At 67.3% G+C, this 19,727-nt stretch carries 18 protein-coding genes; 9 read left to right on the top strand and 9 right to left on the bottom strand.

The genetic code is table 11. The features are described 5' to 3' along the window. Position 1: 1 nt before the first annotated feature. The 6 genes from ASC46_RS03065 to ASC46_RS03090 all read left to right on the top strand — a co-directional run bounded on the left by ASC46_RS03065 (position 2) and on the right by ASC46_RS03090 (position 6,230). Entirely contained in the window at positions 2-1,363 is a 1,362-nt protein-coding gene (locus tag ASC46_RS03065; protein ID WP_055457782.1) for a cytosine deaminase, read from the top strand. Further along, positions 1,360-2,781, top strand: a complete 1,422-nt coding sequence (locus ASC46_RS03070; RefSeq protein ID WP_055457783.1) for an FAD-binding oxidoreductase — start codon at positions 1,360-1,362, stop codon at positions 2,779-2,781. The genes ASC46_RS03065 and ASC46_RS03070 overlap by 4 nt, the downstream gene beginning before the upstream one ends. 15 nt (positions 2,782-2,796) lie before the next feature. Then, on the top strand, positions 2,797-3,384 hold the full coding sequence (locus tag ASC46_RS03075) for an NAD(P)H-dependent oxidoreductase (protein WP_055457784.1): 588 nt from the start codon (positions 2,797-2,799) through the stop codon (positions 3,382-3,384). Positions 3,385-3,486: 102 nt separating this feature from the next. After that, positions 3,487-3,999 carry a MarR family winged helix-turn-helix transcriptional regulator gene (locus ASC46_RS03080; protein ID WP_055457785.1) on the top strand — a complete coding sequence of 171 codons (513 nt, stop codon included), beginning with the start codon at positions 3,487-3,489 and terminating at the stop codon, positions 3,997-3,999. Between the two features lie 122 nt (positions 4,000-4,121). Beyond that, the gene (locus ASC46_RS03085) at positions 4,122-5,042 is read left to right on the top strand and encodes a DMT family transporter (protein WP_055457786.1); all 921 of its coding nucleotides are present in this window, start codon (positions 4,122-4,124) and stop codon (positions 5,040-5,042) included. Between the two features lie 141 nt (positions 5,043-5,183). Further along, positions 5,184-6,230, top strand: coding sequence for a LacI family DNA-binding transcriptional regulator (locus ASC46_RS03090; RefSeq protein WP_055457787.1), 1,047 nt, complete (start codon positions 5,184-5,186; stop codon positions 6,228-6,230). Between the two features lie 224 nt (positions 6,231-6,454). Here ASC46_RS03090 and ASC46_RS03095 read toward each other — a convergent pair whose 3' ends face one another. From ASC46_RS03095 to ASC46_RS03110, 4 genes are all read right to left on the bottom strand, one after another. Beyond that, complete coding sequence (locus ASC46_RS03095) at positions 6,455-7,357, bottom strand: carbohydrate ABC transporter permease (RefSeq protein WP_055457788.1); 903 nt, start codon at positions 7,355-7,357, stop codon at positions 6,455-6,457. Positions 7,358-7,368: 11 nt separating this feature from the next. Further along, a complete protein-coding gene (locus tag ASC46_RS03100; RefSeq protein ID WP_055457789.1) occupies positions 7,369-8,316 on the bottom strand; it encodes a carbohydrate ABC transporter permease in 948 nt (315 codons plus the stop codon). Positions 8,317-8,421: 105 nt separating this feature from the next. Continuing rightward, a complete protein-coding gene (locus ASC46_RS03105; RefSeq protein WP_055457790.1) occupies positions 8,422-9,738 on the bottom strand; it encodes an ABC transporter substrate-binding protein in 1,317 nt (438 codons plus the stop codon). A gap of 115 nt (positions 9,739-9,853) precedes the next feature. Next, positions 9,854-10,918 carry an ABC transporter ATP-binding protein gene (locus ASC46_RS03110; protein ID WP_055457791.1) on the bottom strand — a complete coding sequence of 355 codons (1,065 nt, stop codon included), beginning with the start codon at positions 10,916-10,918 and terminating at the stop codon, positions 9,854-9,856. 350 nt (positions 10,919-11,268) lie between these two features. Between ASC46_RS03110 and ASC46_RS03115 the strand changes: the two genes are divergently transcribed. Next, positions 11,269-12,231: a 2-hydroxyacid dehydrogenase gene (locus ASC46_RS03115; protein ID WP_210165961.1), complete on the top strand. Its 963-nt coding sequence runs from the start codon at positions 11,269-11,271 to the stop codon at positions 12,229-12,231. 442 nt (positions 12,232-12,673) lie between these two features. Here ASC46_RS03115 and denD read toward each other — a convergent pair whose 3' ends face one another. The 5 genes from denD to ASC46_RS03140 all read right to left on the bottom strand — a co-directional run bounded on the left by denD (position 12,674) and on the right by ASC46_RS03140 (position 17,964). Continuing rightward, complete coding sequence (denD, locus tag ASC46_RS03120) at positions 12,674-13,654, bottom strand: D-erythronate dehydrogenase (protein WP_055457792.1); 981 nt, start codon at positions 13,652-13,654, stop codon at positions 12,674-12,676. A 168-nt stretch (positions 13,655-13,822) separates the two neighbouring features. Further along, positions 13,823-14,569 (bottom strand): SDR family oxidoreductase, encoded by a 747-nt coding sequence (locus tag ASC46_RS03125; protein ID WP_055457793.1) that lies wholly within the window; start codon positions 14,567-14,569, stop codon positions 13,823-13,825. Between the two features lie 12 nt (positions 14,570-14,581). Beyond that, entirely contained in the window at positions 14,582-15,265 is a 684-nt protein-coding gene (locus tag ASC46_RS03130; RefSeq protein WP_055457794.1) for a GNAT family N-acetyltransferase, read from the bottom strand. Next, entirely contained in the window at positions 15,262-16,122 is an 861-nt protein-coding gene (locus tag ASC46_RS03135) for an isocitrate lyase/PEP mutase family protein (RefSeq protein ID WP_055457795.1), read from the bottom strand. Before ASC46_RS03135 ends, ASC46_RS03130 begins: the two co-directional genes overlap by 4 nt. 39 nt (positions 16,123-16,161) lie before the next feature. Further along, entirely contained in the window at positions 16,162-17,964 is a 1,803-nt protein-coding gene (locus tag ASC46_RS03140; protein ID WP_055457796.1) for an IlvD/Edd family dehydratase, read from the bottom strand. A gap of 211 nt (positions 17,965-18,175) precedes the next feature. On the opposite strand from ASC46_RS03140, the gene ASC46_RS03145 reads away from it, so the two are divergent. Together ASC46_RS03145 and ASC46_RS03150 are read left to right on the top strand one after the other, a co-directional pair. Continuing rightward, on the top strand, positions 18,176-18,466 hold the full coding sequence (locus ASC46_RS03145) for a hypothetical protein (RefSeq protein ID WP_055457797.1): 291 nt from the start codon (positions 18,176-18,178) through the stop codon (positions 18,464-18,466). A 2-nt stretch (positions 18,467-18,468) separates the two neighbouring features. Then, entirely contained in the window at positions 18,469-19,647 is a 1,179-nt protein-coding gene (locus ASC46_RS03150) for a pyridoxal phosphate-dependent aminotransferase (RefSeq protein WP_055457798.1), read from the top strand. Positions 19,648-19,727 lie beyond the last annotated feature (80 nt).

Here is a 19,727-nt window from a genome sequence, read left to right on the forward strand (position 1 = left end):
GGTGAGCCGCGGCTTCCTTTCGCTTCCCGACACGTCGGCCTTCGTCCTCGCCGACGCCACGGTGCCGGCGGCGGTGCTGCCCGCGGCGGCCATACGCGGCGCCGTCGAAGGGCTCGTGCGCTGCGACATTCACGTGGCCGACGGCCGCATCGCGCGCATCGCTCCCGTCGGTGGCGGCGAGGAAACAGCGTCCGCGCCGACGCGGGTCGGCCTCGACGGCGGCATCGTCCTGCCACGCCTCGTCGACGTGCATACTCATCTCGACAAGGGCCACATCTGGCCGCGCACACCGAACCCCGACGGCAGCTTCATGGGCGCGCTCGACAGCGCCGGGCGGGATCGCATTGCCTTCTGGAGCGCCGAAGACGTCGCCGCCCGCATGGACTTCGCCCTGCGCTGCGCCCTCGCCCACGGCACGGGCGCCGTGCGCACGCATCTCGACTCGCTCGGGCCGCAGACCGCCATCTCCTGGCCGGTCTTCGCCGAGATGCGCGAGGCGTGGAAGGGGCGCATCGCCCTACAGGCAACCGCGCTCTTCACCTGCGACATCGTCACCGGCGACGAGCCGCAATTCCGCGACATCGTCGCCACCGTCGCCCGTCATGGCGGCGTCCTCGGCGGCGTCACCTTCCTCGGCGCCGCGCCAGATGCGGCGCTCGATCTTGCCCTCGATCGCATCTTCATGGCCGCCGCAGCCAACGGCCTCGACCTCGACTTCCATGTTGACGAGAGCGACGCCCCCGAGGCGCGCAGCCTCGAGCGCATCGCCGACGCCGCCATGCGCCACCGCTTCAAGGGCCGCATCCTCGCCGGCCACTGCTGCTCGCTGGCCCTGCAGAATGAAACCGATGCCGCGCGCGTTATCGACAAGCTGGGCGAAGCGGGCATTGCCGTGGTCTCGCTGCCGATGTGCAACATGTACCTGCAGGATCGCCGCCCGGGACGCACGCCACGCTGGCGCGGCGTCGCGCCCCTGCACGAGTTGAAGGCCGCCGGAGTGCCGGTGATGGTGGCGAGCGACAACACGCGCGACCCCTTCTACGCTTACGGCGACCTCGACATGGTCGAGGTCTTCCGCGAAGCGACGCGCGTCGCCCATCTCGACCACAACGGCGACGACTGGATCGCGACGGTGACGACGACGCCGGGCGACGTGATGCGCCTTGCCGACGCGGGCCGGCTCGCCGAGGGTGGCCCGGCCGACCTCGTGCTAACACGGGCGCGCAGCTGGACGGAACTTCTGGCACGGCCACAGGCGGACCGCGTCGTCGTCGTGGCCGGCCGGGCCCTCGACGAGGCCCTGCCGGACTATCACGAACTCGACCGGCTGGTCGCAGCGCAACGAGAGGGACAGGACCGATGACCCACCGCTACGACATCGAGGGGCTGAAGAGCCGCATCGACGGTATCAAGACAGAGGACAACCCGGCCCTCGTGCGCCAGAAGAGCCGCGACTTCTTCTGGTATTCGCCGACCCTCAAGCGCCAACTCGAGAACGTCACCGGCGACATCCTCGTCTCGCCCGCGAGCGAGAGCGAGGTGCTGCGCGTGCTCGCCGCCGCCTACGAGCTCGGCATCCCGGTCACACCGCGCGGCACCGGTACCGGCAATTACGGCCAGGCCATGCCACTCTCTGGCGGTGTCGTCCTCGACATGTCGGGCATGGACAAGGTCAAGGAGATCGGCCCCGGGCGCCTCGTGGCCGAGCCCGGCGCCATGCTCGCCAAGATCGACCGGCAGACCCGGCCCCATTCCGGGCAGGAGCTGCGCCTCTTCCCGTCCACCTATGCCACCGCCTCGCTCGGCGGCTTCATCGCCGGCGGCTCGGGCGGCGTCGGCTCCATCCGCTGGGGCGGCTTGCGCGATGCCGGCAACGTCCTCTCGCTCAAGGTCGCGACCATGGAGGCGAGCCCGCGCGTCCTGACGCTCACGGGCGACGACCTGCACAAGGTGGCCCATGCCTACGGCACCAACGGCATCATCACGGAAGTCTCCGTGCCGCTGGCGCCGGCCTATACCTGGGTCGACGTCATTGTCGGCTTCGACACGCTGGCTGCGGCCGCGGCCTATGCCAACGCCCTCGGCGAGCAGGACGGGCTCCTCCTGAAGGAGCTCGCCGTCATCGCCGCGCCGGTGCCGCACGACGTCTTCCTGCGCCACCAGAAGTTCCTGCCGCGCGAGAAGCACATCGCCGTCGTCATGGTGGCGGAGCACGCGCTCGACGCCACCCTCGCCTTCACCCGCCGCTTCGCGGGGGCGGAGGTGCTCTTCCGCCAGGACGTGATGAGTCCCGAGGAGCTGCGCGGCCTGCCGCCCGCCTTCGAGCTCGCCTGGAACCACACGACGCTGCGCGCCCTGCGTATCGACCCGAGCATCACCTATCTGCAGACGCTCTATCCCTTCCCGAACCAGCTCGACCTCGTCGAGAAGACCCGCGAGCGCTTCGGCGACGAGGTGATGGCCCATCTCGAATTCGTCCGCTTCGACGGCAAGATCACCTGCTTTGGCCTGCCGCTCGTGCGCTTTACCAGCGAGGAGCGCCTCGACGAGATCATCCGCATCCACGAGGACATGGGCGTGCCTGTGTTCAATCCGCATCGCTACACGCTCGAAGAGGGTGGCATGAAGCAGACCGATGCCGTGCAACTCGCCTTCAAGCGCGAGGCCGACCCACGGGGCCTCCTTAACCCCGGCAAGATGATCGCCTGGGAGAACCCGGACTACGATTACACGTCGGGCAAGACCTACCTCTTTCCTGGCCTTGCCGACCGCGCCGCCTGACGCCGGGCGGCAGCGATGCGCATCCTCCTCGTCTACTGCCACCCTTGCGCGGACAGCTTCACCGCGGCGGTGCGCGACACCGCCCTCTCTGCCCTGTCGGGCCGAGGGCACGACGTGCACCTGCTCGATCTCTATGCCGAGGGCTTCGACCCGGTAATGAGCGCGGACGAGCGCCGCGGCTATCACACGCCCGGCACCAACGAGGAGCCGGTCGCCGGCCATCTCGCCCTGCTGCGCTGGGCGGAAGGGCTCGTCTTCGTCCACCCCACCTGGTGGTACGGGCCGCCGGCGATGCTCAAGGGCTGGCTCGATCGCGTCTTCGTGCCGCATGCCACCTTCCGCATGCCCGAGCGCGGCAAGACGACCCTCGGCACCATGGGCCACATCCGCTTTCTCGCCGTCGTCTCCACCCTCGGCAGCCCGCGCTGGTGGTGGTGGTTCATGGGCATGCCCGGCCGGCGCATGCTGCTGACCGGCATCGGCGCCCTGTGCGGCCTCAGGTGCAAGCGCCTCTGGCTCGGCCTGCACGGCATGGACACCGTGACGGCGGACGAGCGCCGGCGCTTTCTCGCCAGGGTTTCGCGCGTCCTCGGCCGTGTCTGACCGACGATAGGCTCAGGCCGTCATTGAAGTGTCACGGCCTGCCGGTCATTATTTCGACGGCAAGGCAAGCCCTTCGATGAGCGAAACTGTTCGAGGCCCGCAATGAAGCACCCGGTCGCCAAGAGTGTCGGGTGGGCACTTGTCCACGCGGCCCGCCTCCACCGCACGCGCGTCGGCGAGCGGCTCAACGGCCTCGGCCTGTTCCCGGGCCAGGAGCAGGTGCTCCAGGCCCTCGTCGGCGGCAAGACGCTGACCATGGGTGAGCTCGCCGGCCTCCTGCGCGTCAAGCCGCCCACCGCCTCCAAGACCATCGCTCGGCTCGCGGCTCAGGGGCTTGTCCAGCGCGCCACAGAGCCGGGTGACGCCCGCATCGTCGTCGTGAGGCTGACCGACGAGGGCTCCCGCCGCGCCGCCTCGATCGATAATCTCTGGAACGAGGTGGAGGACGATCTGCTGCGGGGCTTCGACAACAAGGACACCAAGCGCCTGCGCAAGCTCCTGCGCAAGGCTGCCAGGAATCTCGCGGGCAGCAGCTCCGACGAGGGCGAGAGTCTCGACGAGGATCCTGACACCGACGACATCGAGGAGGCGCCCGCGATCGCCTCCGTTGGCTGAGCACCGCATCGCCGCAGCACCGCACAAGGCGCAGGGGAGCTTTGCGGGGGGACGACTCGCTCTTCGCCCGCGCCTCGTCTAGCGTCGGGCATGGCTCGGTCAAAACGGTTGAAATCGGCAGGATGACGCAGGCCTCGCTCGAAGCGGCGGATGAAAGGGCGCGCAGGGACCGGCTCGTCGCGATCGCCCTGATGTGCGGGGCCCTTCTGTGCTTCGCCTGCCTCGACACCAGCGCCAAGTGGCTCAACCGTTACATGGACCCTATCCAGACGGTGTGGGTGCGCTATATCGGCAGCATCATCTTTGTGGCGGCGCTCATCAATCCCGCCACGCATCCCGGCGTTCTCAGGACCAACCGCCTCGCGCTGCAGCTCGGGCGCTCGCTGCTGCTCTTCCTGTCAACGATTCTCAACTTCTTCGCGCTGCGCTACCTGCAGCTCGTCGAGACGATGTCGATCCTCTTTTCGACGCCGCTCATCGTCGCGCTGATCGCCGGCCCGCTCCTCGGCGAATGGGCGGGGCCGCGACGCCTCGCCGCCATCGGCGTCGGATTCATCGGCGTCCTCGTGGTCACCCGGCCCGGCATCGGCGGGCTGCATCCGGCCGCGCTGCTCTCCGTCGCCGGCGCCGTCTGCTATGCTCTTTACAGCATCGCCACGCGCGTCCTCGCCGCCCATGATTCGTCCGAGACGACGATGGTCTATTCCGGCTTCGCCGGGGTGGCGCTGACGACGCCGATCATTCCCTTCGTCTGGTCAGCTCCGGCCTCGCTCATGGTCTGGCTCATGATGTTCGCCGTCGGCGCTTTCGGCGCGCTCGGGCACTGGATGCTGATTCTGGCGCACCGGCGTGCCCCCGCCCCGATTCTCGCCCCTTTCATCTACACGCAGATCGTGTGGATGATCGCGCTCGGCCTCATCGTCTTCGGCGATGTGCCGGACGGATGGACGCTCGCGGGCGCCGGCATCGTCGTCGCATCCGGGCTCTATCTGCTGTACCGGGAGCGCGTGCAGAAGGCCCCGCTGAGCCAGGCTGCAGGCTGAGACGGACATCTTGCCACGCGCCGCGGCGCAGAATGTCGTTTCGCCAAATGGCCCCTTGACTTAATTCGATTGAAAATGCGTCCTTGCTGGACAAGCAAAGGGCTCCGGCGAAGCGGGGCAGACCAGGGGGAAGCGCAGACCATGACCGTCGATGGCTTGATGACCGAAGGCCAGGAGCGCGGCCGCGTAACCCTGCAGGTCATCGCCGACAAGCTCTCCCTCTCCACGGCCACCGTCTCGCTCGCCCTACGCGACAGCGCCGTGGTGGCCGAAAGCACCAAGCAGCGCGTGCAGGAACTCGCCCGCGAGCTCGGCTATGTCTACAACCGCAGCGCCGCCAGCCTGCGCACCGCCCGCACCAACATCATCGCGGTCGCCTTCCACGACATCACCAACCCCTATTTCACCGAACTGCTCAGCACGATCGAGGACACGGCGAGCCGCAACGGCCTCACCATCCTGCTAGGCACCTATGCCGAGAGTCTCGAGAAGCAGAACAAGGTCTTCGCGACGCTCCGGGAATATCGGCCGGACGGCATGATCATCTGCCCTGCCGGTGGCACCACGGTCGCCAACCTGCGCATCCTGACGTCAGCGGGCATTCCCGTCGTGCAGGTGTCGCGCGAGGTGCCTGACGCCCCTCTCGACTTCGCCGGCTCCGACGACGCGCGGGGCATGGAGCTGGCGGTCGAGCACCTGCTCGCGCTCGGCCACCGGCGCATTGCGCTCATCGGCGGCAACGAGTTGATCTCGACCGGGCACAACCGCAGGATCGGCTATCGCAACACCCTCGCCCGCCATGGCATCCGCTTCGATCCCGCCCTCGTCGTCGAGGGCTTCGGCACGCGCGAGCTCGGCTTCCGCAGCGTGCAGAGTCTGCTCGGACTTCACGATCCGCCGACGGCCGCCGTCTGCTTCAACGACCTCGTCGCCTTCGGCGCGATGCTCGGCCTGCGCCATGCGGGGCGTGAGGCCGGCGTCGACTTTTCAGTCGTCGGTTGCGACGACGTCGCCGAGGCAGCCCAGTGGTATCCGGCCCTGACGACGGTTCATAACCGCCAGCTCGAAATGGGCCAGAGCGCCGCCGAGCTGCTCATCCGCCGCATTGCCTCACCGCAGGCGGAGGTGCGCCGCGTCCTCCTCGAGCCGCGCCTCGTCGTGCGCAACTCGACCTGCCCGCTGCGGTGACAAGGGGCGGATAGCGAACCGCGGGCCCGGCCATCTCTCGACCCAGCGCCAGCACAACGCACGACCGTCCAGGTTGAGCGACGTATCGTCTGCAACGGCCCGGTGCACGCCCCTCTCGTCATGGCCTGGCGCGTCCCGGCCATCCACGCCTTTGACGTCGCTGATGTTGGCAAGGGCGTGGATGCCCGCGAGGAGCGCGGGCATGATGACCAGGCCAGCCGGCCCTATTCCTTCACCGCGCCGGTCATCGACGAGACGTAGTGCTCGACGAAGAAGGAATAGAGGATGACCACCGGCAGGGAGCCGATGAGCGCCCCGGCCATCAGCGACCCCCATTCATAGACGTCCGAGCGCACCAGCTCCGTCAGCACGCCGACCGGCACCGTCTTGTTCTCCGACGAGGCGATGAAGGTGAGCGCGTAGATGAACTCGTTCCACGACAGCGTAAAGGCGAAGATGCCGGCCGAGATCAAGCCCGGCACCGACAACGGCAGCAACACCTTGACGAGGATCTGCCAGCGCGAGGCGCCGTCGATCAGCGCGCATTCCTCGAGCTCGTAGGGGATGGAGCGGAAATAGCCCATCAGCAGCCACGTGCAGAACGGTACGAGGAAGGTCGGATAGGTGAAGATGAGCGCCAGCTTGCTGTCGTATATGCCGAAGTTGAACACCATCAGGGCCAGCGGAATGAACAGGATCGACGGCGGCACCAGATAGGCGAGGAAGATGGCGAGGCCGACGAAGCGCGAGCCCGTGAAGCGCAGCCGCTCGATGGCATAGGCCGCGAACACCGAGGTGACGAGCGACACGAAGGTCGCCGCCACCGCGACGATCATCGTGTTAACCAGCCAGCCCGGATAGGAGGTCTCGAACAGGAGGTAGCGAATGTGGTCGAGCGTCGGGTCGACCACCCAGAAGGGGCTGTAGTTGTTGTAGTCCGTCAGCTGGGCATTCGGTTTGATGGAGGTGATCGCCATCCAGTAGAACGGGAACAGCAAGACGAAGAGGAAGACGAGAAGGGGCAGGTAGACGGTCACGAGTCGCCGCGGCAGGCGCTCGAGATAGCCCATCCCGCCCTCGTCGCCAACGAGGGCCTCGCGGGGCGCCGTGTGGGTTGGAGCGCTCATCGATGTCTCCCTCAATCGGCCCCGCCCTGCTGCCAGCGGCGGCGTTGCAGGCCGAAATAGCTGAACAGGATGGCGGCAAGCAGGAATGGAATCATGGCGACCGCGATAGCCGCGCCCTCGCCCAGCTGCCCACCGGGAATGGCCCGCTGGAAGCTCAGCGTTGCCATGAGATGTGTCGCATTGAGCGGCCCGCCGCGCGTCAGCACGTAGATGAGCTGGAAGTCGGTGAACGTGAACAGCACCGAGAAGGTCATCACAACGGCGATGATCGGCGTCAGCATGGGCAGCGTGATGTGGCGGAAGCGCTGCCATGATGTTGCCCCGTCCAGCGTCGCCGCCTCGTGCAGCGAAGGCGGAATGGTCTGCAGGCCCGCGAGCAGCGAGATGGCGACGAAGGGAATGCCGCGCCAGACATTGGCTGCGATCACCGAGGCCCGCGCATTCGTCGCGTCGCCAAGGAAGTTGATGTTGGAATCGATCAGGCCGATCTTGATTAGCGCCCAGGAGATGATGGAGAACTGCGCGTCGTAGATCCACCAGAAGGCGATCGCCGACAGCACGGTCGGCACGACCCAAGGCAGCAGCACGATGGCGCGGAAGAAGGCCTTGAACGGCAGGCGCTCGTTGAGAAGCAGGGCAAGCCACAGGCCGAGCCCGAATTTCAGCACCGAGGCGACGGTGGTGTACAGGATGGTGTTGAACACCGACAGCCAGAAGATGTGGTCTTCCCACAAGAGCTGGTAATTCTCCAGCCCGACGAAGATGCCCGAGCGGCCGATGCGCGTGTCTGTGAACCCCAGCCAGACACCGAGGCCGAGGGGATAGGTGAGGAAGACCAGCAGGAACGCGGCCGCTGGCAACAGGAACAGGACGCCGAGGACATTATGGTCGTGCGCAAGCCGCGACAGGCTCCAGCGCGATGAGGGGGCGGCCGGGATCGAATCGGCACTGACGGACATACGCCGCTCTCCGGTTTCACAGTGAACGAGACCGCCACGCGGCCGGGTTTGACGGGCCGCGGCGGCCTTGAGGAGGCGGCGGCGGCGCCGCCGCCTCGTGATCGATCAGACGCGGTAGTAGCGGTTGGCGCGCTGCTCGGCGCGCTTGGCCGCATCTTCCGGCGTGCGCTGGCCGGTCGCTGCCTCGGCGAACATGTCGACGAGCACGTAATCCGCCATGACCGCTGCCGAAGCATAGCCGAGCGGCCCGGCATAACCGTTCGGGCGCAGCGTCTCGGAGGCCTTGGCATAGGGCGCGTGCACCGGATCCGACGTCCACACCGGATTGCTGGCGAAGGCCTTCAAGGTCTGGCAGCAATAGGCGCTCGAGCCCTGGATCCAGTTGTTCATCTGGTCGGCCTCGAACATGAACTGCAGATAGGCCTGCGCCGCCTGCGGGAACTTCGTGTACTTGAAGATCACCGCCGTCGTCGTCTGGTGCAGCTCGACAGACTGGCCAACCGGTCCGATCGGCAGGTTGGTCGTCTTGATGTCCGCCGCCATCTCGGCGAGTTTCGGATCGTTCTTGGCGGCGTAGTAGAGCGACACGCCGTTCGCCGTCACCGAGATCTCGCCCGCGAGGAACGCGCGGTTGTTGTTGACGTCGAGCCAGCTCTCCGTGCCGGGGATGAAGGTCTGGTAGAGCTCGCGGGCATATTTCAGCGCCTCGATCGTCTCCGGGCTGTTGATGACGACTTTGCCGTTCTCGTCGACCATCTTGCCGCCATGGCTCCACAGCAGCCAGTGGGCGTAGTTGTTGCCGTCGCCAACGGCCTTGCCGTGCGGGAAGCCCGCCGGGTGGCCCTTGGCCTTCAGTGCCTTGCAGAGCTCGAGGAAGCCCTTGGTGTCCTTCGGAAACTCGCTGAAGCCAGCTTCCTTAACCCAGCTATCGCGATAGCACAGGGCGTTGCCGATGGTGGCGAGCGGCAGGCCGATGAACCGCCCGTCGCGCTTGGCATAGCCCTCGGGGCCAGCGTACCAGCCGCCGTAGCGCGAGCCGAGGTCGTTGGCAAGGTCGGTCACGTCGAGGAGCTTGTCGGGATACTGGTGCGCGTCGTCGAACCACACCCACATGACATCCGGCCCGGAGCCGACATTGGCCGCGACCGCCGCCTTCGGCCGGATGTCTTCCCAGCTCTCCTTGTCGATGCGCACCTCGACGCCGGTGGCTTCCGTGAATTTCTTGGTATTGGCGAGCCAAGCGTCCTCGTCGCCCTTGACGAAGGGTGACCAGCGCAACACCCGCAATGAGGCGCCCTGCTCGGGCGTGAACTTCATGGCGGACTGGGCACGGGCCGGCACGGAGCCGAGCATGGACATGCCGGCGGCGCCGGCGGCAAGGCCGGCGCTGCCGAGAAGCAGATCGCGTCTCGAAATGGTCATGGGCAATCCTCCGATATGATGGGACGCAACTCATGGGCGCGGTGCGGCCGTCCCTTGGCCATTCTGCATGAAGACACCGCCATGCAGCCGCGGCCGCAAGGCCGCGGCCGAAGCCTTACAGGCGCTGACCCGTCTGCGCGTCGAACAGGTGAACGAGCGCGGGATTGGGCGTGAGCGGGATGGTGTCGCCCGGGCCGACGGTGACGCGCTCGCGGAAGACGCCGACAATGTCCTGCCCGCCGAGTTTGGCGAAGACCTGGGTCTCCGAGCCCGTCGGTTCGACGACGACGACCTCGGCCGGGATGCCGTTCGCCTCGTCAATAACGAAATGCTCTGGCCGGATGCCATAGACGGCCGGACGCCCGTCTGCACCGGCCGGCGCCGTAGCCAGCGGCAGCTCGAGGCCGCCCTCTGTCCTGAAGACCGCCTTGCCGTTAGCCGTGATGCTGCCCTTGATGAAGTTCATGGCCGGCGAGCCGATGAAGCCGGCGACGAACATGTTGGCGGGCCTGTCGTAGAGCTCAAGCGGCGCGCCCATCTGCTCGACGATGCCGTCGTGCATGACAACGATCTTGTCGGCCATGGTCATGGCCTCGATCTGGTCATGCGTGACGTAGACCGTCGTGGTCTTCAGGCGCTGGTGCAGTTCCTTGATCTCGGTGCGCATCTGCACACGCAGCTTGGCATCGAGGTTCGACAGCGGCTCGTCAAAAAGGAAGACCTGCGGGTCGCGTACGATGGCGCGGCCCATGGCGACGCGCTGGCGCTGGCCGCCCGAGAGCTGGCGCGGGTAGCGGTCAAGCAGATGGCCGAGGCCGAGGATGTCGGCCGCCTTCTTGACACGGGCCTCGATCTCGCTCTTGGGTGCGTTCCGCAGCTTGAGCGAGAAGGCCATGTTATCCGCCACCGTCATGTGCGGATAGAGCGCGTAGTTCTGGAAAACCATGGCGATGTCCCGCTCCTTCGGCGGCACATCGTTCACGACGCGTTCGCCAATGCGGATTTCGCCGCCCGTCACGTTCTCGAGGCCGGCCACCATCCGCAGCAGGGTCGACTTGCCGCATCCGGAAGGGCCGACGAGAATCACGAACTCGCCGTCCACGATGTCGATCGACACGCCGTGGATGACCTGGGTCGCGCCAAACGCCTTGCGCACGTCTCGAATTTCAACCGATGCCATTTAAGTCGACCGTCCCTGTTCGAGCGGCGCCACCGGCCGCATCACCACTTTCCCCGATGCCTTCCACGGAAAGCATCAGGACACGCGAGATCGTTCGTCAAACGCAATCGCTACGCAAGACGAAAACCCGCTCATCGCGAAAAGCTGAGATGACGCGCACCGGTTGCGCACGCTGTCCCCTCCCCTGGGCCCGCGAAGGCTGTTCCCCCCATCGCCGGTATCCGGCAATTCTTGGCGTGCCGCGTCGGCGGCATCCTTGTTCACCCAACGCTAGCCGCGTCTCAACTTGAATTCAATCGTTTAAACGCTTAAGCCCGACGAAACCGAACGACAGCCAGGGAAACGCGCCCGTGAGCAAGCCCGACATTCTCCTCGTCCGCCCCATCATGCCTCTCATCGAGGATGGACTGACGCAGCACTTCACCTTGCACAAGCTCGCCCAGGTCGCGGACGAGGCAGCCTTCTTCCGCGAGGTAGGCCCGCGCATCCGCGGTGTCGCGGCCGGTGGCGCCGGCAAGGCCGACAGGGCACTGATCGAGAAGCTACCGGCGCTCGAGATCATCGCCAATTTCGGCGTCGGCTATGACGGCATCGACGTGAAGGCGGCAGCCGAGCGTGGCGTCATCGTCACCAACACGCCAGACGTGCTCACGGACGAGGTGGCGGACCTCGCACTCGGTCTGCTTCTCGCCACCGTGCGCCAGATTCCGCAGGTGGACCGTTATCTGCGCGCCGGCAAGTGGCTGGAGAAGCCCTATCCGCTCACCGCCACGCTGCGCGAGCGCAAGGTCGGCATCCTCGGCCTCGGTCGCATCGGCAAGGCCATCGCCGAGCGTTGCGCCGCCTTCGGCCTTGACATCGCCTACCACGGCCGCAGCCGCCAGGCGGACGTGCCCTACCGCTACTACGACAACCTCCTCGCCATGGCACGCGACGTCGACGTGCTGATGGTGGTCGCGCCGGGCGGGACGGCGACGCATCACATCGTCAATGCCGAGGTGCTGGAGGCGCTCGGCCCGGACGGCATCCTCATCAATGTCGGCCGCGGCACCGTCGTCGACGAGAAGGCGCTGGTCGCCGCCCTGCGCGACCGCAAGATCCTCTCCGCCGGCCTCGATGTCTTCGAGGACGAGCCGCGCGTGCCGGCCGAGCTCATCGCCATGGATCACGTGGTGCTGCTGCCCCACGTCGGCTCCGCCTCGGTCTACACCCGCAACGCCATGGGCCAGCTCGTCGTCGACAACCTCGTGTCCTGGTTCGAGGGCAAGGGCCCGAAGACGCCGGTCGCCGAGACGCCCTGGCCGCGGAAGTGACGCGCAGCTGAACTCATCGAGCAGCGCAGCCGCCAGAGGGCCCTGTCCCCCTCCCCCCCCCCCCGCTTGCGGCGAGGAGGGGCTAGGAGTGGGGGGCGCCGACGCTCGTCACGAGCATGCCGGCAATCCCCGACCAGCAACGCTCTCTCCCAACTTTCAATCGGCGACCGCCGGCCTGCGGCATCGCCCCGCCCCTCCCCACCGCTTCGTGGGGGAAGGCGCGACCGGGGGCGTTCGAGTCAGGCCTTCCTCGCCCGCCACGGGCGCTTGATGCCCCACGGCTGTTCGGTCGAGATAAAATGCCACCGTTTCCCCACGTCTTGGCCGGGCCTATCCCGGCCATCTTCGCCGTTGACGTTGCTCAGCCGGCAAAGACGTGGGTGCCGGCGGCCAGCGCGGGCCTGACCACATCGAAGAATGCCAGCTTGCGTGCTCCTTCCCGTCACACCCCCAGTTTGCCACCGAGCTCATCCTCGATATGCACGCGGATGATGTCGTCGAAGGACGCCTCCGCCTTGAAGCCGAGGGAGAGGGCGCGGCTGGCATCGAAGTTGCGCGGCCAGCCAGCGACAATCTTCATGATGCCCGGATCCGGCTCGTGCCTGACCAGCGCCACCGCCTTGTCGCCGGCGATGCGCCGCAGCGCCTCGAGTTGCTCGCCCACGGTCACGGAGAGGCCCGGCATGGTGAGGTTGCGACGCGGCCCCACCTTTTCGCCCTCGATGGTCGCGGCGTGGATGAGGAAGCCGACGGCCGAACGCGGGCTCGCGTGCCAGTGGCGCACGTCCTCGCCCACGGGCAGCACCGCCTCGATACCGGACAGCGGCTCGCGAATGATGTTGGAGAAGAAGCCCGACGCCGCCTTGTTCGGCTTGCCCGGCCTGACGCAGATCGTCGGTAGGCGGATGCCGATGCCGTCGAAGAAGCCACGGCGGGTGTAATCCGCAAGGAGCAGTTCGCCGATCGCCTTCTGCGCGCCGTAGCTCGTCAGCGGCGTGGTGAAGAACTCGTCGCCGATCGCGTCGGGGAAGGGCGCGCCGAACACCGCGATCGAGGAGGTGAAGACGAGGCGCGGCACATAGCCCTCGATCGCGCGCACCGCGTCGAAGAGATAACGCGTGCCGTCGAGATTGATGCGGTAGCCCTTGTCGAAATCCGCCTCCGCCTCGCCGGAGACGATGGCCGCGAGATGGAAGATGACATCCGGTCGCTCGGCCACCAGCTTCTCGGCTTCGCCCGGCTGAGAGAAATCGGAGGCGAGCGTCTTCACGGCGAAAGGCGCACCCGCCGGGACGGGCGGCTCCACGATGTCGTGCAGCGTGGCGCGCGTGATCGTCTTGCCGCCGAGCGCTCCGTCTCGGACCAGCCGTTCCGTGAGCTTGCGGCCGACCATGCCCGCCGCGCCGATGATGAGGATATGCATGACCTGGGGTTCCTTTGCATTGCGGTAGGGACGGAGCCCCTCCCCCTTGCGGGGAGAGTTGGGGTGCGGTCGCGACGCAAGAGCCATGAAGCCCTGCATGCTGCACCACCCCCTCCCTACCCTCGGAGAGGGAACGGGATGCGCTCGCCCCGTTAGACCAATCGTCGTTCAGAGCGCGAAGCCGCCGTCGGCGAGATGGATCTGGCCCGTCGTGAAGGCCGACTCGTCGGAGGCGAGATAGACTGCGAGAGCGGCGATCTCTTCCGGCTTGCCGAGCCGGCCCATCGGCTGGCGGTCGATGAAGGCCTGCCGGACGGCTTCCACGCTCTGGCCGGTCTCGCGCGCCAGGGTCGCGATGCGCTCGTCGAGCGAGGGTGATTCGATGGTGCCGGGGCAGATGGCGTTGGCGCGCACGCCCTTGCGGATGAAGTCGGCCGCCAGCGCCTTGGTGAGGCCGACGACCGCCGCCTTGCTGGCACCATAGACATAGCGGTTGGGGATGCCGCGCACGGAGGAGGCACCCGAGGCGATGTTGACGATGGAACCGGCGCCCTTCTCCAGCATACCGGGCAGGAATGCGCGCACCGTGCGATGCATCGACTTCACGTTGAGGTCGAAGGAGAAATCCCAGTCCTCTTCCGAGCATTCCAACACCGAGCCGTGGTGGACATAGCCGGCCGCGTTGAGCAGCACATCCACCGGGCCGACGGCGCGCGCCAGCGCCTCGACGGCAGCGGTCGAGCGCACATCGAGTTTGCTGCAGCGCGCGCCCGCAAGACCGGCGAGCTTGGTCTCGTCGAGATCGGTCGCGACGACTAGGGCTCCCTCGCGCAGGAAGGCCTCGGCGCAGGCCCGGCCGATGCCCTGCCCTGCCGCCGTCACGACACATGTCTTGCCCGATAGGCGTCCAGCCACTTGTGTTACTCCCTAGATTGTCGCTTGAGATTTCTTCTGAAAAGCGGCGAGCGGGACGCGCTGGCGCCCCGCGGCGTCGAAATTGTCGGGCGACAGCCAGCCCTCGAAGGCCGCCTTGCGCGCCGGCCACTCTCTGTCGAGCATCGCGAACCAGGCGGTATCGCGGTTCTTTCCCTTGACGATCATGTGCTGGCGGAAGATGCCCTCGAAGGTGAAGCCGAAGCGCTCGGCTGCCCGACGCGAGGCGGCATTGGCCGCGTTGCACTTCCACTCGAAGCGGCGGTAGCCGAGATCGTCGAAAACATGCTTCGCAAGAAGATAGATCGCCTCCGTCGCCGCAGGGGTGCGCTGCAGCGCCGGCGAGAAGACGATGTTACCGACCTCGACGACCCCGTGGGCGGGGCGGATCTCCATCAGCGTCGCGAGCCCCACGGCCCGTCCCGTGCCGCGGTCGATCACGGTGAAATAGAACGGGTCGCTCAGCTCCGCCCGCCCCTCGAGCCAGAGGCCGAAAGCCTCCGCATCGGCGAAGGGGCCGTAGGCCATGTAGTCCCAGAGGCTGTCGTGGCCGGCGACGGCCGCCCACAGGTCGGCCGCATGCCGCCGCGCGTCAAGCGGCGCGAGAACGACCGTGCGCCCCTCGTGCTCTCGCCGCGGCGGCAGGCCGCGCGCCGGGCCGATGACCGGAGCGTTCATCGCGTCGGCCTCCGCCCGTGCGCCAGGTCGTCGCGAAAGAAGCCGTTGATCTCGTCGAAGGGCACGGCCTCGGCGAGCGCGTCGAAGCGCCCGGTCGCCGCGACACTGCGCGCCGCCTGCATGAAGGCGCCCCAGGCAACCCGGCACAAGGCCGAGCCGCCGCTGAGGCGCTTGACGCCGAGGGCCGAAAAATCGTCGACGCCCATGGTCGTGCCGGCGGGAATGAGCACGTTGACGGGCTTGGGCGCCACGGCTTCCACGATGGCGCGGATCTGCTCGGGCGTCCTGCAGCCCGGCGCATAGAGGCAATCGGCCCCGGCCTCGGCATAAGCCACGAGCCGGCGGATGGATTCGTCGAGCGGCGCCGCATGGCCGACGAGCCAGCACTCTGCCCGCGCCGTCAACACGACGCCCTTGCCGGTCTCGTCGATGGTCGCACGCGCCGCCGCGATCCGTTCCTGCGCGAGGCTGAGGTCATAGAGTGGACGCGACGGCTCTCCCGTCGCGTCCTCGATGGAGAGGCCCGCGACGCCGGTGTCGACGCACAGCCGCACATTCTTGGCGACGTCGCCCGGCTCGTGCGCATAGCCCGATTCGAAATCGGCGTTCACCGGCACGTCCACGGCTTCGACGATCTCGCGGATATGAGCCAGCATCGCATCGCGCGGCACGGCCCAGTCGGTGTCCGGGAAGCCCTGCGAGAAGGCGACGCCCGCGCTCGTCGTCGCGAGCGCCTTGAAGCCGAGGCTCTGCAAGAAGCGTGCGGTGCCCACGTCCCACGGGTTCGGCATGACGAAGGTGCCGCCGGCCTCGTGCAGCCGGCGGAATGCGTGGCGGCGGTCGTGGATGGAGCTCACTGGTCTCTCCGTCGGGAAAGGCGAGCCGTGTGAACGACGTCAATGGTTGTCGCGCGGCACCCCGAAGGTCTGGGAGACCTTTTGATATTTCACCGCCGGTTTCAGCACCATGCCCTCCGAGAGCTGATCGACCATGGCGCGCTGGATCTCCTGCCAGGGCGTCTGGCTGGCGGGATAGGGATAGCCGCCGTTCTTCTCGAGCTCCGCCCGGCGGGCGGCAAGCTCTTCGCCGGAGATGAGGATGTCGGCTGTGCCCTTGCGCAGGTCGACGCGCACCCGGTCGTTGGTCCTGAGCAGCGCCAGGCCGCCGCCATCCGCCGCCTCGGGCGAGGCGTTGAGGATCGACGGGGAGCCCGACGTGCCGGACTGGCGCCCGTCGCCTATGCAGGGCAGCGAGGTGATGCCCTTCTTGAGGAGATAGTCCGGCGCCTGCATGTTGACGACCTCCGCCGCCCCCGGATAGCCGATGGGCCCGGCGCCGCGCATGAAGAGCATGCAATGCTCGTCGATGCCAAGGGCCGGATCGTCGATGCGCCTGTGGTAATCCTCCGGCCCGTCGAAGACGATGGCCCGCCCTTCGAAGGCGTCGGGGTCGCTCGGATTCGACAGGTAGCGGTCGCGGAACTCCTTCGAGATCACGCTCGTCTTCATGATCGCCGAATCGAACAGGTTGCCCTTCAGCACGATGAAGCCGGCATCCTGCATCAGCGCGTTGTCGAAGCTGCGGATGACGTCGCGGTCCTCCGCCTCGCGCCCACGGCAGTTCTCGCCGATGGTCCTGCCGTTCACCGTGAGCGCGCTCTCGTGGATAAGACCATGCTTCATCAGTTCGTTGACCACCGCCGGCACGCCGCCGGCACGGTGATATTCCTCGCCGAGATATTTGCCGGCCGGCTGCAGGTCGACGATCAGCGGCACCTTGTACCCCACCGTCTCCCAGTCCTCCACGCTCAGCGGCACACCAATGTGCTTGGCGATGGCATTGATGTGGATCGGCGCATTGGTCGAGCCGCCGATGGCCGAATTGACCACGATGGCGTTCTCGAAGGCCTCGCGCGTCAGGATGTCGGAGGGCTTCAGGTCTTCCCATACCATCTCGACGATGCGCTTGCCGGTCTCGTAGGCAATCTGCCCGCGCTCGCGGTAGGGTGCCGGGATCGCGGCACAGCCCGGCAGGCTCATGCCGAGCGCCTCGGCCAGCGAGTTCATGGTCGAGGCCGTGCCCATGGTGTTGCAGTGCCCGACGGACGGCGCCGAGGAGGCCACGAGCTCGATGAACTTCTCGTAGTCGATCTTGCCCTCGGCAAGCAGCTCGCGCGCCTTCCACACCACGGTGCCGGAGCCCGTGCGCTCGCCGCGGAACCAGCCGTTGAGCATCGGCCCGCCGGAGAGCACGATGGCGGGGATGTTCACCGTCGCCGCCGCCATGATGCAGGCCGGCGTCGTCTTGTCGCAGCCCGTCGTCAGCACCACGCCGTCGAGCGGATAGCCGTAGAGCACTTCGACGAGGCCGAGATAGGCGAGGTTGCGGTCGAGCGAGGCGGTCGGACGCTTGCCCGTCTCCTGGATGGGATGGACGGGGAATTCCATCACCACGCCGCCGGCCGCACGGATACCTTCGCGCACCCGGTGCGCCAGATCGAGATGGTGGCGGTTGCAGGGCGAGAGGTCCGAGCCCGTCTGGGCGATGCCGATGATGGGCTTGCCCGACTGCAGTTCCTCGCGCGTCAGGCCGTAGTTGAGGTAGCGCTCGAGATAGAGCGCCGTCATGCCCGGATTGTCGGGATTGTCGAACCACAGGCGCGAGCGCAGCTGCGATTTGTCCCGGGATTGCGCAGTCATGTGGCGTTGTCCTTCCCGTCTCACGCCTTTTTGGCAAGGCGCTATAAAACCGATTTAGCCGTTTGATTTCCCTGCCAGCATCGCCCTAAATGCAGCGGAAAATCAATCGTTGAACGGATGCGCTGGAGGCAGGGCTCGGTTGCCTCACGCTGGCAACAGGCGGGGGACGCGAGGGGTGGGGAGCGATCGGAGGGGGCGCAGCGGCCGAACCATGCGGCTGTTCGCGGCGGTGTTCGCCGTCGCCGTGCTGGCCTGCGCCGGTCCGGTCCTCGCGGCCTGTCCCGAGCGGCCGGCGTGCCGCGGCTGCGGCTGCAAGGGCGGCCCCGGCTACCGCGGCCCGGACGGCCGCTGCGTCGGCTTTCGCGACCTCGCGAAGGTCTGCGGATCGCAACCGGAGCGCCGATGCACTTTCGAGAACGCCCCGGGCACGGGCGCCAACCGCGCCTGCGCCCTCGGCAAGCAGATGAACAACCGGGACATCAACGGAAGATCTAGGGAGTGAGAATGCTCAGGATCGTCGACGCCTTCGGGCGTATAGGAGAGGAAAACGCCTTCGCCGTGCTGGCCCGCGCCACCGCGCTCGCCGCCGAGGGGCGCGACATCATCAACCTCGGCATCGGCCAGCCGGATTTCCCGACCCCGCCCCACATCGTCGAGGCGGCCGTCAAGGCCCTGCGCGACGGCCACCACGGCTATACGCCGGCCACCGGCATCCTGCCGCTGCGCGAGGGCGTCGCCGCCGACATCCACCGCCGCCTCGGCGTCTCCGTCTCGCCCGACGAGGTGCTGATCGTACCCGGCGGCAAGGTCACCATGTTCATGGCGATCCTCATGTTCGGCGAGCCGGGGGCCGAGATCCTCTATCCCGATCCCGGCTTTCCCATCTACCGCTCGATGATCGAGTTCACCGGGGCGACGCCCGTTCCGGTGCCGATCCGCGAGGAGAACGGCTTTGCCTTCTCCGCCGAGGAGACCCTGTCGCTGATCACGCCGCGGACGCGCCTCCTCATCCTCAATTCCCCCGCCAACCCCACCGGCGGCGTCACGCCCAAGGCCGAGATCGACCGGCTCGTCGCCGGCCTTGCCGACCACCCGGACGTCGCCGTGATGTCGGACGAGATCTACGGCCAGATGACCTATGACGGCGAGAGCCATGTGTCGCTGCTTGCCTATCCCGAGATCCGCGACCGCCTGATCCTGCTCGACGGCTGGTCGAAGACCTATGCCATGACCGGCTGGCGCATGGGCTTCTCGGTCTGGCCGAAGCCGCTCTACGAGGCGGCGCGCAAGCTCGCGGTCAATTCCTATTCCTGCGTCAATGCCGCCGCGCAATGGGCGGGGCTCGCCGCCCTCACCGGGCCGCAGGATTGCGTGGGAGAGATGGTGGCCGAGTTCGACCGGCGGCGGAAGGTCGTCGTCGAGGGCCTCAACAAGCTGCCGAACGTCTCCTGCGCCACGCCGAAGGGCGCGTTCTATGCCTTCCCGAACGTCTCGCGCACGGGCTGGAAGGCGAAGGCGCTCGCCTCAGCCCTTCTCGAGGAGGCGGGCGTCGCCGTCATCGGCGGGCCGGACTTCGGCGTCCATGGCGAGGGTTTCATCCGCCTGTCCTATGCCAACTCGACCGGGAACATCTTGAAGGCGCTCGAGCGCATGGGCGCCTTCCTCGCCTCGCGCAAGGCGTGACGAGCCTGCCTCGCTCAACGGCAGAGCGTAGCCTCCCCGCCCGTCATGGCCGGGCTCGTCCCGGCCATCCACGCCTTTCA

Source organism: Chelatococcus sambhunathii (genome assembly GCF_001418005.1).
GTDB lineage: Bacteria > Pseudomonadota > Alphaproteobacteria > Rhizobiales > Beijerinckiaceae > Chelatococcus_A > Chelatococcus_A sambhunathii.

Excerpts from the sequence above, each read along its gene's own strand:
- denD (WP_055457792.1), bottom strand. The coding sequence starts at position 13,654 with ATGCATATCCTCATCATCGGCGCGGCGGGCATGGTCGGCCGCAAGCTC.
- ASC46_RS03140 (WP_055457796.1), bottom strand. The coding sequence starts at position 17,964 with ATGACTGCGCAATCCCGGGACAAATCGCAGCTGCGCTCGCGCCTGTGG.
- ASC46_RS03145 (WP_055457797.1), top strand. The coding sequence starts at position 18,176 with ATGCGGCTGTTCGCGGCGGTGTTCGCCGTCGCCGTGCTGGCCTGCGCC.
- ASC46_RS03105 (WP_055457790.1), bottom strand. The coding sequence starts at position 9,738 with ATGACCATTTCGAGACGCGATCTGCTTCTCGGCAGCGCCGGCCTTGCC.
- ASC46_RS03150 (WP_055457798.1), top strand. The coding sequence starts at position 18,469 with ATGCTCAGGATCGTCGACGCCTTCGGGCGTATAGGAGAGGAAAACGCC.
- ASC46_RS03095 (WP_055457788.1), bottom strand. The coding sequence starts at position 7,357 with ATGAGCGCTCCAACCCACACGGCGCCCCGCGAGGCCCTCGTTGGCGAC.
- ASC46_RS03130 (WP_055457794.1), bottom strand. The coding sequence starts at position 15,265 with ATGAACGCTCCGGTCATCGGCCCGGCGCGCGGCCTGCCGCCGCGGCGA.
- ASC46_RS03080 (WP_055457785.1), top strand. The coding sequence starts at position 3,487 with ATGAAGCACCCGGTCGCCAAGAGTGTCGGGTGGGCACTTGTCCACGCG.
- ASC46_RS03085 (WP_055457786.1), top strand. The coding sequence starts at position 4,122 with ATGACGCAGGCCTCGCTCGAAGCGGCGGATGAAAGGGCGCGCAGGGAC.
- ASC46_RS03100 (WP_055457789.1), bottom strand. The coding sequence starts at position 8,316 with ATGTCCGTCAGTGCCGATTCGATCCCGGCCGCCCCCTCATCGCGCTGG.
- ASC46_RS03075 (WP_055457784.1), top strand. The coding sequence starts at position 2,797 with ATGCGCATCCTCCTCGTCTACTGCCACCCTTGCGCGGACAGCTTCACC.
- ASC46_RS03090 (WP_055457787.1), top strand. The coding sequence starts at position 5,184 with ATGACCGTCGATGGCTTGATGACCGAAGGCCAGGAGCGCGGCCGCGTA.
- ASC46_RS03110 (WP_055457791.1), bottom strand. The coding sequence starts at position 10,918 with ATGGCATCGGTTGAAATTCGAGACGTGCGCAAGGCGTTTGGCGCGACC.
- ASC46_RS03070 (WP_055457783.1), top strand. The coding sequence starts at position 1,360 with ATGACCCACCGCTACGACATCGAGGGGCTGAAGAGCCGCATCGACGGT.